Source organism: Mesorhizobium waitakense, from assembly GCF_056431085.1.
Window position 1 is genome coordinate 1 of record NZ_JBWKME010000187.1, and the last position, 13797, is coordinate 13797.

9 protein-coding genes and 1 pseudogene are annotated in these 13797 nt (G+C 63.5%); 7 read left to right on the forward strand and 3 right to left on the reverse strand.

What is annotated here, in order from left to right:
- A partial coding sequence (locus tag AC07FD_RS33665) for a VCBS domain-containing protein (protein WP_478353313.1) occupies positions 1-1368 on the reverse strand: 1368 nt, incomplete at its 3' end.
- A gap of 1449 nt (positions 1369-2817) precedes the next feature.
- On the opposite strand from AC07FD_RS33665, the pseudogene AC07FD_RS33670 reads away from it, so the two are divergent.
- Positions 2818-3061, forward strand: a pseudogene (locus AC07FD_RS33670) (ectoine/hydroxyectoine ABC transporter ATP-binding protein EhuA); the annotation flags it as partial.
- A 529-nt stretch (positions 3062-3590) separates the two neighbouring features.
- On the opposite strand, the gene AC07FD_RS33675 reads toward AC07FD_RS33670, so the two are convergent.
- A complete protein-coding gene (locus AC07FD_RS33675; RefSeq protein WP_478353314.1) occupies positions 3591-4766 on the reverse strand; it encodes an NAD(P)/FAD-dependent oxidoreductase in 1176 nt (391 codons plus the stop codon).
- Between the two features lie 213 nt (positions 4767-4979).
- Between AC07FD_RS33675 and AC07FD_RS33680 the strand changes: the two genes are divergently transcribed.
- The 5 genes from AC07FD_RS33680 to AC07FD_RS33700 all read left to right on the forward strand — a co-directional run bounded on the left by AC07FD_RS33680 (position 4980) and on the right by AC07FD_RS33700 (position 11703).
- Positions 4980-5885 carry a LysR substrate-binding domain-containing protein gene (locus AC07FD_RS33680; protein WP_478353315.1) on the forward strand — a complete coding sequence of 302 codons (906 nt, stop codon included), beginning with the start codon at positions 4980-4982 and terminating at the stop codon, positions 5883-5885.
- 89 nt (positions 5886-5974) lie between these two features.
- Entirely contained in the window at positions 5975-8053 is a 2079-nt protein-coding gene (locus tag AC07FD_RS33685; protein ID WP_478353316.1) for a hydantoinase/oxoprolinase family protein, read from the forward strand.
- A 4-nt stretch (positions 8054-8057) separates the two neighbouring features.
- Positions 8058-10043, forward strand: coding sequence for a hydantoinase B/oxoprolinase family protein (locus AC07FD_RS33690; protein ID WP_478353317.1), 1986 nt, complete (start codon positions 8058-8060; stop codon positions 10041-10043).
- A complete protein-coding gene (locus tag AC07FD_RS33695) occupies positions 10040-10342 on the forward strand; it encodes a (2Fe-2S)-binding protein (RefSeq protein WP_478353318.1) in 303 nt (100 codons plus the stop codon). Before AC07FD_RS33690 ends, AC07FD_RS33695 begins: the two co-directional genes overlap by 4 nt.
- A complete protein-coding gene (locus AC07FD_RS33700; RefSeq protein ID WP_478353319.1) occupies positions 10339-11703 on the forward strand; it encodes an FAD/NAD(P)-dependent oxidoreductase in 1365 nt (454 codons plus the stop codon). The genes AC07FD_RS33695 and AC07FD_RS33700 overlap by 4 nt, the downstream gene beginning before the upstream one ends.
- Before the next feature lie 52 nt (positions 11704-11755).
- Here the strand turns inward: AC07FD_RS33700 and AC07FD_RS33705 are convergent, their stop codons facing one another.
- Positions 11756-13081, reverse strand: a complete 1326-nt coding sequence (locus AC07FD_RS33705) for an NAD(P)/FAD-dependent oxidoreductase (RefSeq protein ID WP_478353320.1) — start codon at positions 13079-13081, stop codon at positions 11756-11758.
- Between the two features lie 223 nt (positions 13082-13304).
- On the opposite strand from AC07FD_RS33705, the gene AC07FD_RS33710 reads away from it, so the two are divergent.
- Positions 13305-13781 carry an Lrp/AsnC family transcriptional regulator gene (locus AC07FD_RS33710; RefSeq protein ID WP_038644676.1) on the forward strand — a complete coding sequence of 159 codons (477 nt, stop codon included), beginning with the start codon at positions 13305-13307 and terminating at the stop codon, positions 13779-13781.
- Positions 13782-13797: the final 16 nt, after the last annotated feature.

The window sequence follows — 13797 nt, forward strand, 5'->3', positions numbered from 1 at the left end:
CTCGGTGACCGAGCCGGCCTGCGTGGCCGAGGTGATGGTCGGCGCGTCGTTGGTGCCGGTGATGGTGATGGTGAGCGTGGTCGAAGAGGTAGCCCCATTGGCATCCTTGACCGTGTAGGTAAACTGATCCGTCGCCGTGGCGCCCTGAGCCAGCGCATTGGTGTCGGTATCGGCGTTGTTGAGCGTATAGGTGTAGCTGCCGTTCGACCCGATAGTGACCGAGCCGTAGGTCCCAACCACTGCCAAGCCCACATTGCCGGCGCCGCCGTTGACGGCCGAAACTGTCTTGCTGTCGCCACTGTCGACGTCGGTGTCGTTGGTCAGCACGTTGCCGATGGCAGAGGCGTCGCCGGCGAACGGTGTGTTGCCGGGGTTGACGCCGGCCTCGGTGACCGCATCGCCAACATTGGTGTCGGCGACGGCGATCGGGCCGTCGTTGGTCCCGGTGACGGTGATGGTCAGCTGCGCAGTATCCGTAAGCCCGTGCGGGTCACGGACGGTGTATGTAAACACCTCGGTGACAGTGACCCCATCGGCCAGCGCGTTGGTGTCCCCATCGCTGTTGCTCAGCGCGTAGCTATAGGTTCCGTTCGCATTCAAGGTCAGTGAGCCATAGGTGCCCACCAACGCAGATCCGACCGTGCCAACACTTCCTGATCCGGATTCCGTACCTGTCCGGACCGCCGACACGACCAGCGACGCCTGGCCGTCGTCGGAATCCGTGTCATTGGTCAGCACATTACCTGCCGCTGCGACGTCACCGGCAAGGAGGGCATTCCCAGGGCCGACGCCGGCCTCGCGCACCTGGTCGGCAGCGTTAGTATCGTTGAAGCCGACGGGCGAAGTTGGATCGAGACTGACTGAGACCTGCTCGATCGCGGAGACCTTGAGATTGATCGAAGTGAATGTAAATTCTGCTTGACCTGCCTGGCCCGTATTCAAGTTCGAGTTTGCGGCAATAAAGGCACGAAACTGAGCAATTTCACCGTTAAACGCCGCCATAAAGGACGCATTGGCGAGTTGGTCATTGCTTAGATAGATAAGGAGCGTATCGATCTCGGCAGTGCCTTTGGCAGCATTGCCATTGCCGCCGTCGTAGACGTCGTAGCCAGAAAAAGCTGTTTGTCCGGCCGTTATCCCGGTGCCGTAGAATTGGCTGCCAATCTTGTACTGATTTTCCCACGCTCGATAGATAAGCGTGTCCGCTCCAGATCCGCCCAAGACCGTATCGAAACCACTACCTCCATCGAGCGTATCGGCGCCTGACCCGCCATTCAGGCGATCGCTTCCAGCGCCCCCCAAAAGCACGTCGTCTCCGCTACCGCCGACCAGATTGTCGTTGCCGATCGTGCCAATGGTCGTTGCCATGTCCTAACCCCTATTTCGCTCGTTGTTCTTGTCGGCCAAGAACTGCCGACGTCGACCGCTCGCCTGTGGCGCGGTCGCTCAAAAATTGTGAAGCTGTGCAAGCAAGTTCGCCTTCGCCAACAAACGGGTTGCTCCCGGGCGAGAGCGCCAGGACCAATGAGTTCGCGTTCAGAGCAATGACATTTGTACCGACACCAAAGGCCCATGCTGGCGAGCCCGCCGAATACCTGATGTCGGCTGAAACCTTACAATCGGCGCCCACGGGTCTCTTTGTGTCGGCCGAGGCTGGAAACCAATCATCGATAGGGCAAAGTCCGATCCCGGCTGAATCATTGCTCAACGGATCGAGAGAAACAGCGGCCTGCGGCGTGGAAGTGAAGATCGTCGTATTTTCGGCAAGGCCGCAGGGATCGTCGCCGGTTAGCGGAGTATTTGGAAACGATGTCGCAGTTGCGTTGGCATCTGTGCTTTGACAAGAAGCCATTAAACCCCACCCCTTTTTCACTCTTGCGCCAGCACAAAAACAGATGCCCCATCATCTATTTGAGTGCCGTATCCGGCGGCTATCTACTCTCCATTTAAACCTGTTGAACGATCAACATGCTGGTTTTGACCGACGTCTATTGGCAGCGCACAATCCATAAGATGCGCAGGCGTCGTCGCAATCCCGCGATCAGCCATGCATCAACATGGCCGTCCACAACGGGTCTTGTCTCGACGATGGCAGCTGCGGCGAGTTTTCCTGGCCGCGCTGCGTTCCCCTTTAGCCCCTATGGCGTCGCCCATTCCCTGATTGCCAGTCAGGATCTTCTTAGTTGATGCTTATATTAGCACAGTCTTAACGCTAACGAAGAGTAAGCGTCAACATCCAAAAAGAGGTACGGTTAACAGCCAAAAGCATCAGCAGGGGAGGGGCTCTCGCGCGGGAAAGTAGCAGTACGATCGCGAAGGACCCCACTAGCTAGGAGCGCTCGTCGGACAGCGGCAGACGGGATCGTACCGCGTTGTCGTCAGACTTGCGTGCTCGTCGCCTTTACCTTCACCGTCTCGCTCAGAGCAGTGGTACTTGCCGGTGCACTATGTCGTTGAAGTGCAACTCCCTGCGTCCGTTTTCTGACGGATGCCGGGGCATCGGAAGCGAGATCATTGTGCACCAGGATTGTCGTGCCATTGGTGGCGGGACGATACGGAACTATACGGGAAGACTTTTAATTTTGGCCCACGAAAAAGTCAATTAAATCAAGGTTCTCGTTACGTCCTCCGGGCCCACCAAAACCTCCGCCTATCTCATTGTTTTTGTTGTATTTTTTGAGAATGACCCACGATATGGAATCGAACCCCCTCTCGTGTGAAGAACCTCGAAGCGTTTTTACGCATTTGAAGGACATCGAATCGAGCCAGTCATAGCCACAGCTGAATTAGAGCGACCGTTGTCGCGTTTCAGCGAAATTCGATGAGCCGACGTCCGCGCTCGATCCGGAACTCGTCGGCGAGGTCCTGGAAGTCATGAAGGACCTCGCCGAAGAAGGCATCACCATGGTCGTGGTAACGCACGAGATCGGTTTTGCGCGGGAGGTCGCCGACCAATTCATTCATGGATGGAGGCGTCGTTATGGAGGCGGGCAATCCTAGGGAGATAATCGCTAACCCAAAATCAGGACGTACGAGGGAATTCCTTGCCCGCGTTCTATGAGGGCGACTGTCAGCTCCATTGGCGTGGCGGTTTTGAAGTCGTGAGCGATTGGCCGCAGGCTTCGCAGTCCGGGATCGTGTTGCTGCGAAGTCGCAATGTCCGGACCGAAATCCTGTTCGAGCGGCTCAGCGATGAAGGGGTGAGATGCAGTGTCAGGAATGATGCAATCCGCTTCTCGCCCCACTATTTCAGAGACAGTACTGAAGCGTCTCGGGTTCTCGACATTCTGCGGCCGGCTTGATCCCAACCGTCGTCCTCGTCGCAATCGCCAACCGGAGCGTCGCTTCAAACACAGCGGCCGCGGGAAAGCGGCAACTGTGCCGACGTGAGAACGACATTTCCGCTGGAGCGGAAGATAGTTTGCCACCGATTTTGCCGTCGCCGACGACTAACATAATTGTTATTTATCAACAACTTAAGAAGCTGGTCGCTAAATCAGTTCAAGTAACCAGCCTGCCACTCGCCGATCGCATCATCTATGGCAGCTTTACGCCTCATATCGGCCGTTGCGGTACGCTCTGGGCGTTTTCTAGAAACGGTCATTGCTGGTGTCCTTGGGGGACGCCAATCGCGATCGATTCGCTCGTTGGGCTCTGCGGCTGAAGCGATCGATCCTGAAATCGTCGAGTGGCGTTTCGCAACGGCCAGTCGTCATGAATTCGGCCATGGCGTCGCCCACGCCCGGACCGAGCTGGAAGCCATGTCCGCTGAAGCCGAAGGCGTGGAACAGGCCTGGTGTCGTCGCCGAGCGTCCCATGACCGGCAGCATGTCCCTGACATAGCCCTCGCAGCCGGACCACGTGCGGATGACGGAGACCCGCGCGATTGCCGGCAGCAGCCGCGCGACGGCGCGCAATTGCATCGGGAGGCGCATGGGGTCGGCGGCCGCGTGGCCAGGGTCGAGGTCCACTGCGACCCTTTCGGCCGCGCCGCCGAAGATGATATTGCCCCGTTCGACCTGGCGTAGATAGGCGCCATGGTCTTTGTCGCGCGTCCAGATGCCGACCACCGGCTTGATCCGATGCGGCAGCGGTTCGGTCACGCCCATTTGCGGACCGCGGGCGTCGAGCGGGACTTCTTCGCCGAACCCAGCGGCGATGCGCGCGCCCCAGGCTCCGGCGGTGTTGAGCAGGCACTCGGAGGCGAATGTGCCCTTCGAACTGGTGACAAGGAAACCGGAGCCCGTATAGGTGATCTTCTCGACCTCAGCTCCCTCGATGATTTGCGCCCCCAGTTTGCGGGCCGCTGCGGCAAAGGCCGGCGCGATCAGCCGTGGATTGCCGCTGCCGTCATGCGCAGAGAATGACGCGGCGATCGCGTCGGGGCCGAGGCCGGGAAAGCGGGCGCTAATCTCGCGTGGGCCGAGTTCTTCGAGCTCGAGGCCCCAGGGCTGCGCGGCTTGGGCATAGGCCCGCATGTCGGCAAGGCTTCCTTCATCGAAGATCAGCCGGACATGACCGGTGGCGCGGAACTCGACGTCGCGGCCAAGCATCTTTTCTGCTTCGCCCCACAGTCGGAGCGAGCGGTGGGCCAGTGGAAGCTGGGACAGATGGCGTCCCGTGCGCCGGATGTTGCCGAAGGAGGCGACTGTCGCTCCGGTACCCACCCGATTGCGCTCGATCAGCGTCACGCGCGCGCCGCGCCGGGCGAGGAAATAGGTCGAAGCCGTCCCCATCAGTCCGCCGCCCAGCACGATCACATCCATGGTTATTCCCTAGAGTATGATCCCGAAAAGTGGGAACCGGTTTTCGGGAAGATCATGCTCCAACAAAGAGCTAGATGATGGCTATTCGACCAAATGTCATCTTAATCTAGCGCGGAGCGGACAATCCCTGAAGGCGCCGATCTTGTCGGCACCGCTTCATTGCGTCAAAGATGGGTTTGGACAACAGCCATAAGCTTAGCCTATGGAGTGGCAATGCGTGCCCGTCAGCTCGAAGTGTTCATCGCCGTCATGCGCGCGGGCACCGTGACCGCCGCGGCGCGGATGCTGAACATCTCCCAGCCTGCGCTCAGCCAGATCCTGCTCCATACCGAGGATGAACTCGGCTTCACGCTGTTCGAGCGGGTGAAGGGCCGCCTGCGGCCGACCCCGGAGGCGCTCGAGATCTTCGCCGATGCCGAGAGGCTGTCGGCGGGGCTGGAGGGCTTGCGCCGCAAGACCACCGATCTGCGTCTCGGCCGGACCGGGCTGGTGCGGGTCGCGGCCTCGCCGCCGCCGGCCATGGCGATCTTGCCGCGCGCTTTCACCAGATTTCGGGAGCAGCATCCGAATATATTGCTGCGTTCTCATAGCGCGCCGATCGCCGCGATCGTCGACATGCTGCGCGCCGGCGATGCCAGCCTCGGCGTGGCCATGGACGACCACCTGCCTCCCGACATCGGGGTGGAGGTGATCGGCAGCGTCGGCTTCGCCTGCCTGCTGCCCGCCGGGCATGCGTTGTCCGGGAAAACCGAGCTGAGCCTCGCCGATCTCGCCGGCGAGGAGTTGATATCCTATCGCGGAAACACCCGCCCCGCCGACGAGTTGGCTCTCGCTGCCCGCGCGCAAGGTGTGGCGCTTTCGCCGTCGCTCGAGATTGATGTCTCCATCTCGGCGGTCGGCTTCGTCCAGGCCGGCCTGGGTGTCGCTCTGGTCGACGCATTGCTGCCCTGGCATCAGTTTGCCGGGCTTGCCGTCCGGCCGCTCGCGGCGGGGCCGGAATTTCCGATCGCGCTGCTCACGTCGCGCACACGGGCCCTTTCGCGGGCCGATGAAATGATGCGCGAGCAGATCCGTGCGGCCTGTTCCGTTGTGCTGGGCAGTGACAAAGCAAGGGCATAAGCAAGACTTATATTGTTCCTCGTCATACGTCTTGGACCCCGGCCATCCTGTCGTGTCAGCTTTGGTTGGCAGACAGGAAGGGACACATCATGGATGGTGCCATCGCGATGGACGAGGCGCGGAACGAAGCCGACTGGAAGGTCGGCGTCGATATCGGCGGCACATTCATTGATTTCTGCGCGCTGGAAGCCCGCTCCGGTCGAGTCGCCTCGCTGAAAGTGCTGACGACGCCGGAAGATCCGGGCGCCGAGCTGATGACCGGCCTCACGCTTCTGGCTGAACGCGAAGGCTTTGATCCTACCCGTATGACGCGCTTCGTGCACGGTACGACGGTTGGCATCAACACCATCATCCAGCGCAAGGGCGCACCGCTCGCGCTTTTCACCAATGCCGGCTTCGAGGACGTCATCGAACTGGCGCGGCTGCGCATGCCGGACATGTATTCGCTGTTCTGCGCGCGGCCGGACCCGCTGATCTCGCGCGACATGGTTTTCGGCATTCCGGCCCGCATGCGTGCCGATGGCAGCGAATCCCGGGCGCCGGACATGGCGGCGGTGGAAAGGGCGGTGGCGGTGGCGAAAGCGAACGGGGTGCAAGGCGTCATCGTGTCCTTCCTCCATGCCTGGCGCAATGCCGCTCAGGAAGCTTCAGTGAAGGCGACGATCGCGCGTCTTGCGCCCGACCTCTTCGTCTTCTCCTCGGCCGAGGTCTGGCCGGTCATCCGCGAATATGAGCGCAGCTCGACCGCCATCCTCAACGGCTATGTCCATCCGCGCGTCGCGGGCTATCTGACGGCGCTGGAAGAGCGGCTGAAGGAGCACTGCGTACCTGCCCGCCCCATGCTGACGAAGTCGAATGGCGGGCTGATGAACGCCGCCGAAGGCAAGCGCGCCTGCGTGAACATGCTTTTGTCGGGAACCGCCTCCGGCGTCATCGGCGCCTCGTGGCTGGCGCGCCAGGCAGGCGAAGACAAGGTTCTTACCCTCGACATCGGCGGCACCTCGGCCGACTTCGCGCTTATCATCGGCGGCGAAGCGCAGTTCGGCACCGGCGAGTTGATCGGCGAATTTCCGCTCCATATCCCTTCCGTATCGGTCAGCTCGATCGGCGTCGGCGGCGGTTCGATCGCCAGTGTCGATGCGCAGGGGGTGCTACGGGTCGGACCGGAATCGGCCGGTTCGACGCCAGGACCGGCCTGCTACGGCCGTGGCGGCGAGAGGCCGACGGTGACGGACGCCATGGTGGTGTGCGGATGGCTCGGTCACAGCGAGATGGCCTATGGCCAGCTCAGAATCGATACCGGCCTGGCGCATCGCGCGGTCGGCGAGCTTGCCGCCCGGCTCGCCCGCCCCATCGAGCAGACCGCGCAGGCGATCCTCGACATCGCGGTGTCGGAGATGTTCGTCGAGGTCGAGAAGCTCGCCTCGCGTGCCGGCGTGGACCTGCGCGACTTCACGCTGATGCCTTTCGGTGGCGGCGGGCCGATGCTGGGCGCCTTCCTTGCCCGTGAACTCGGGATGAAGCGTGTCATGGCGCCGCGCCGGCCCGGCGTGGTGTCGGCGCTGGGCGGCCTGGTGGCGGACCTGCGCGGGGACTTTATTCGCACCATCTTCAGCCCGCTGTCGGGCGTGTCGCTTGCCGGAATTCGCGAGGCCTTCGAGGCTCTTGCGCGGGAGGGCCGCGATTGGCTCGCGGCGCAGGGGCACGATGCGGCGGCGGAGCTCAGTCTTACCTGCGACATGCGCTATGTCGGGCAGAGTTATGAAATCGAGGTCGTCCTTCTGCCGGAATGGCTGGCGGACGGCAATGTTGCGGCCATCGAGCAGGCCTTCCATCTCACCCATGAGCGGCTCTACGATTTCCACGACCCGGAGGGCGAGATCGAACTTGTGAATGTCCGGCTGTCCGCCATAGGCGCAGGGCCGAAGCTCTCCCTTCCGGAGACCGACGAGATCGACGCTCCGGCCATCCCGGCGCGCCGTCTTCCGGTCTATACGGGCGCGAGCGTCGAGACCGTCGACCTCCACGACCGGCAGGCACTCGTGCCGGGCAGTACGTTCCGCGGGCCTGCCGTGGTCGTTCAGGAGGACACCACCTTCGCCATTCCCGCGGGAGCGCAGGCCTGGGTCGACCGCCATCTCAACCTTTTGCTGACCTTCCCGGAGTGATGCCATGTTTGACCGCACAAACCTTCAGGTTCTGGCGAACCATGCCCGCTCGGCCGCCGAGAACATGGCCCACACGCTGCACCGCACCGCGCATTCCGCCTTCGTCAAGGAGACGCAGGACTTTACCGTGATGCTGATGGACCGTTTAGGCGCGACTTTCGCCGTGCCGATGGAACTCGGTGCCACCTGGTATCCGGGGCTTTCGTATCACCGCGCGATCGCTATGGTCGACGACTACCGGCCGGGCGACGTCGCCTTCACCAACGATCCCTATTCGGGCTACGTCGCCACGCACGCGCCCGACACGCATTTGTGGAAGCCGGTCTTTGTCGACGGCGACATCGTCGCCTGGACCGGCGGGCACATCCACAACACCGACATGGGTGGGGCGGTGCCGGCTTCGCTCAGCCGGGCGCTGACTGAAATCCATCAGGAAGGCATCCGCTTTCCGCCGATGAAGCTGGTGAATGGGGGCATCTTTGACGAGACGATCCTGCGGATCATGAGCACGAATGTGCGCAAGCCCGACCTCAACATCGGCGACATCAAGGCGCTTGTCGGGGCGCTCAACACCGGCGAGCGCAAGATCCAGGCAATGGTGAGGAAGTTCGGCAAGGCCGGCTTCATCGAAGGCGTTTCCGCGCTTCTCGACCAGGCGGAAGCGCAGGCGCGCGACGTGCTGCGTTCCATGCCCGACGGCACATGGGAATTCGCCGATTACGCCGACGAGGATTCGGTCGAGGCCAATCCGTGCCGGCTGAAGCTGACGCTGACGATCAAGGGCGATGCGGCGGTGCTCGACTTCACCGGCTCCGATCCGCAGCTCGGCTCCTCGCTCAACGTACCTTCGGGCGGTGACCCCCGCCACACCATGCTGCTGGTGGGCGTCTACTACGTGCTCTACACACTCAACCCGAAGATCCTGCTCAACACCGGCCTGACCCGGCCGTTCACCTGCATCACGCCTCAAGGTTCGGTGCTGAACCCGGTCCATCCCGCCGCTGTCGGCATGCGCTCGCTCACTTGCGCCCGACTGCGGTCGGTCATCTTCGGTGCCTTCTCGCAGGTGATGCCCGAGCGCCTGCCCGCGGCGCCGGCCGGCAACAACTGCATCGTCAACGTCATGACCACGGACGAGCGCACCAGCCGGACCGTCATCACGGCGGTGAACCCCGTGGTCGGCGGCGGCGGTGCGATGCCGCATCGCGACGGGACCAACGGATCAGGCGCGGATGCTGCCTATCTCAAGAACACGCCGATCGAGATCACCGAGACGGAGACCCCGGTCGAATTCCTGAAATATGGGCTCGCCAGGGACAGCGGCGGTGCGGGGCGTTGGCGCGGCGGCCTGGCGACCGAGATGGCCTTCCGCGTCTTTGCCCCCGATTCTAGGATCACGGCGCGCAACCGCGACCGCAGCTTCTTCCGTCCCTGGGGCGTGCTGGGTGGCAAGGCGGCCGGCCTGTCGGACATGGTCGTCAATCCGGGGACCGAGCGCGAGCGGCGGCTGGGCAATATTGACACCACTGTGCTGCGGCCCGGCGATGTGCTCGAGATCCGCTCCGCCGGAGGCGGAGGGCGCGGCGATCCACGTCAACGCGAACCCTGGCGGGTCGCACAGGATGTGCGGCGCGGCTACGTCTCGACGAAAGCTGCCGAGTACGACTATAGCGTCGTCATCCGCGGCGGCGAGATCGACGAGCAGGCAACGGGGCAACTGCGCGCACGGCAGGAGCCGGCCGCCGGCCATTTCCATTTCGGTCCGGAGCGCGACGGCTACGAAGCGCAGTGGACGCCGGACGCCTATGACCGGCTCACTGCCATACTGGGGGATTTGCCGATCCATTGGAGGTTCTTCACCAAGACGGAGGTCTTCCGCCGCATGAAGGGGCGCTGGGGACCGGAGGGCGTCCAGGCGGCCTTCGATGCTGTCTGCGAACGCTTCCCCGAACTGCCTCGTCCTGGCACGGTGCGAGAGGCGGCGGAATGATCACCGCCGGCCGCATCGTCAGGCTGGCCGAGTTCGACCGGCCAGAGGTGCATTTCTATCTCGACGGGCAGATGTGCAGTGCGTTGGCGGGCGACACCGTGCTGACCGCCGTGCTGGCTTCAGGCCACGTGTTGCGAAAATCCGAGTTCGGACCCGAGTGGCGCGCCGGGTTCTGCCTGATGGGAGCCTGCCAGGATTGCTGGGTGTGGCAGGACGAGGGCCCGCGCCTGCGGGCGTGCTCGGCTCTGATCACGCAAGGCATGCGGTTGCGCACGACGCCGCCTGAGATCTGGCCGTGAGCGAGACCTTGCCGCGAATCGTGATCGTCGGCGCTGGCCCTGCCGGCATAAGGGCCGCAGCCATGCTGGTCGAGGCCGGGCTCCATCCGGTGGTGATCGACGAGGGGCAGCGCGCGGGCGGGCAGATCTATCGCCGTCCGCCTGCCGGATTCGCCCGCACCGCGAAACAACTCTACGGATCGGAGGCGGCGAAGGCCAGCGCACTGCATCAGCTCTTCGACCGGCTGGCCGAAGAGAGGCGCCTTACCCATTGCGCGGGAAGCTCGGTCATCGCCGTGCAGGAGGGTAGGCTGCATGTGCTGGGGGAGGGCGGCGTGCAGGTGATCTTCCATGACCGCCTGATCCTTGCGACCGGTGCATCCGACCGTGTCGCTCCGATCCCCGGCTGGCAGAGCGCCGGCGTCTACAGCCTTGGCGCGGCGCAGATCGCGCTCAAGGCGCAGGGCGTGGCGCTGGGGCAGCGGATCGTCCTGATCGGATCGGGACCTTTGTTGACGTTGGTCGGCGCCCAGCTTGTCAAGGCTGGAGCGGATGTGGCGGCGGTATTGGACACCTCTTCCTGGCGCCAGCAGATGCGGGGGCTCTGGAAGCTTGCCGCCCGGCCGTTGGTGGCGCTGCGCGGTCTGGCCCTGCGGGCGCGGCTCGGCGGCCGCTACCATACGGGCGTGACGCCCGAAGGGATCGAGGCCGACGGCAACGGTGTCTCAGCGATGCGCTGGCGCGACGCCGGCGGAAGGCAGCACCTCACCCCATGCGACACGATAGGCATGGGCTGGCACCTGCGGGCGGAGACGCATGTGGCCGACCTGGCGGGATGCGCCTTCACCTATGACGATCGGTGGCGGCAATGGCTACCGAAGACCGACCAGATGGGGCGCGCTGGCAACGGAACCTATCTCGCGGGCGATGGAGTTCGTCTTCTGGGAGCAGACGGCGCGGAGATCGCGGGGCGTCTGGCGGCAGCGGCGTGCCTTGCCGATCTTGGATTTCCAGCGCCCTCCACCGCGGCCGATCTGCGGGAGCTTGCACGGCTCGAGCGCTTTGCCCGTGGCCTGGCTTGCGCCTTTCCCTGGCCGGCTGCGATGGCGCGGGCACTCCCCGATGACGCGATCGTCTGCCGCTGCGAGAACGTGACCGCCGGAGATATACGCGAAAGTGTGGATTTCGGCGGCGGCGAAGCGAACAGGGTGAAATCGCTGTCGCGCGTCGGTATGGGTCGATGCCAGGGACGCTATTGTCAGTTGGCCGCCGTCGAGCTCATCGCGGCGCAGACCGGCTGCACGCCTGGTGCTGTCGGCCGGTTGCGCGGGCAAGCACCTGTCCGCCCGGCGCCTATCGGCGCTTTTGTGCGGGACGGCTGATGCGGTTTCAAAGCGATCTCTGGAGGGCTGCCGGAACATGCCGAGCTTTGGGTTAGAAGTCGGCAACCTTCCCCCAGACCGAAGTGTCGAAGCGCCTGGGATCATAGGATTGCGGATCGACGATCGGTTGCGACCCGGTCATCAGATCGGCGACGAGGTGCCCGGCGCCGGGCCCGATGCCGAAGCCGTGTCCCGAGAACCCGGCAGCCAGGAAGAAACCCGGAATGGTATCAATCTCGCCGATAGCGGGCACGCCATCCGGTGTGCTGTCGATGTAGCCGGCCCAGGTCGCGCTGATCCTGGTCTTTCGAAGGTCGGGCAGAAGTTCGAGTGCCCGGGCATGGGTCAGGCGGATAGTAGCCTGGTCCGGGGTCGGATCGAGGATGCGCATCCGCTCCATCGGCGTCGGCTGGTCGAGCCGCCAGCGGCGGAGCGTTTCGTGGCCCGAGCACATGCCCTGCAGGCCGCCGGGCGCGAGGCTGCGCCACCGCTTCAGGAACATGGGCAGGAACTGCGAGGAGAAGCGCAGCTGCTGCGGCGTCACGTCCACGCGGCCGCGTCCACTTATGGCGAGCGTGTAGCCGCCGTCGCCACGACGCGTGGCCGAAATCCCCGCCGTGTGCAGCGCATCCGGCAGACCCGCCGCGCCTGGCGAGACGGACAGAATGGAGGAGCGGATCGACGCCTGCGGAAAGCGGAAACCGAGCTGCCGGCAAAAGGAGGATGCCCAGGCGCCGCCGGCCAGCACCGCCACCCTGGTCCGGATCGTCCCGCTTTCGGTGACCACGCCGCTCAGGCGTCCGCCCTCGGTCTCGATGCCACGCGCGGCGCAATTCTGGTGCACTGAGCTTGCGAGCTTGAGGATGGCCCGGGCGACCGCGGGCGCAGCCCGCGACGGATCGGCGGTGCCGTCGGTCGGCGAGAAGACACCGCCCTTCCAGGTCCGGCCAGTGGCTCGGCCCCGCTCGCTGGCGTCCGCGCTGTCGAGCATGTGCGTGGTGACACCGGCCGTCCTGGCGAAGTCACGCCAACGCACCCAGCCGGCCAGTTCCGCCTCGTCATTGCTGAGATAGAGCAGGCCGCAGCGGCGGAAGCCGGTGTCTTGGCCGCTTTCCGTCGCGAAGCTGTCCCACAAGTCAAGGCTTCGGGTCGCCATTGGCAATTCGCGGGCGTCGCGGTTCTGCTGGCGGCACCAGCCCCAGTTCCTCGAGGACTGCTCGGCGCCAATCCAGCCCTTTTCGACAAGCGCGACCTTCAGGCCGCGCCGTGCCAGATAATAGGCCGCGAAGATGCCGACGATGCCGCCGCCGATCACCACCGCTTCCGCGGCCCGCGGCAGTTCGCCAGATGTCTCGATTTGCTGCAGTGGTGCGTGCATGGTCTCTCTGCCTTGACGCTCCAATCTACCGTGTTGTGCAGGCAGCCGCTGCCGCAGTTGAAGCTGAAGCAGAATTTTATTCCGGCTGCCCTGTCGAAATCGGGAGCCGCTGCGTTTCTTAGCGCTGTCCGCTTGGGTGGACAGGCCAACGGGCTGTGGTAGTGTCAATGCCTATGAGCAACGCAGCATTTTGTGCTGTGGCATGCGTTCTGCGGAGACGGCCATGAAACTGGATCGGATCGACATCAAAATTCTTCACGAATTGCAGAAGAACGGCCGCATCACCAATGTGGAACTGGCCGATCTGGTGCATCTGTCGCCTAGCCCGTGCCTGATGCGGGTGAAGAAATTGCAGTCGGAAGGCTACATCGAAGGCTATTCCGCGCAGGTCAATATCGGAAAGCTCGGCCAGACGCTGACCGTGTTCACCGAAATCACCTTGAAGAACCATCGCCAGGTGGACTTCGCCCGCTTTCTCGCTGTTGTGGAGAAGATTGACCAGGTCATCGAATGCCACCTCGTGTCGGGCGGCTACGACTATTTGATGAAATTCGTGACCGCCGGCATCGCTGAGTACCAGACCATCATGGAACGGCTGACCGACATGGATATCGGCATCGACAAGTATTTCAGCTTCGTGGTGCTGAAGTCCCCCATCGTCAAGGCGCACATGCCGCTGCCCAGCCTGTTTCCGAGGTAGTCAACGGCGAGCGCGC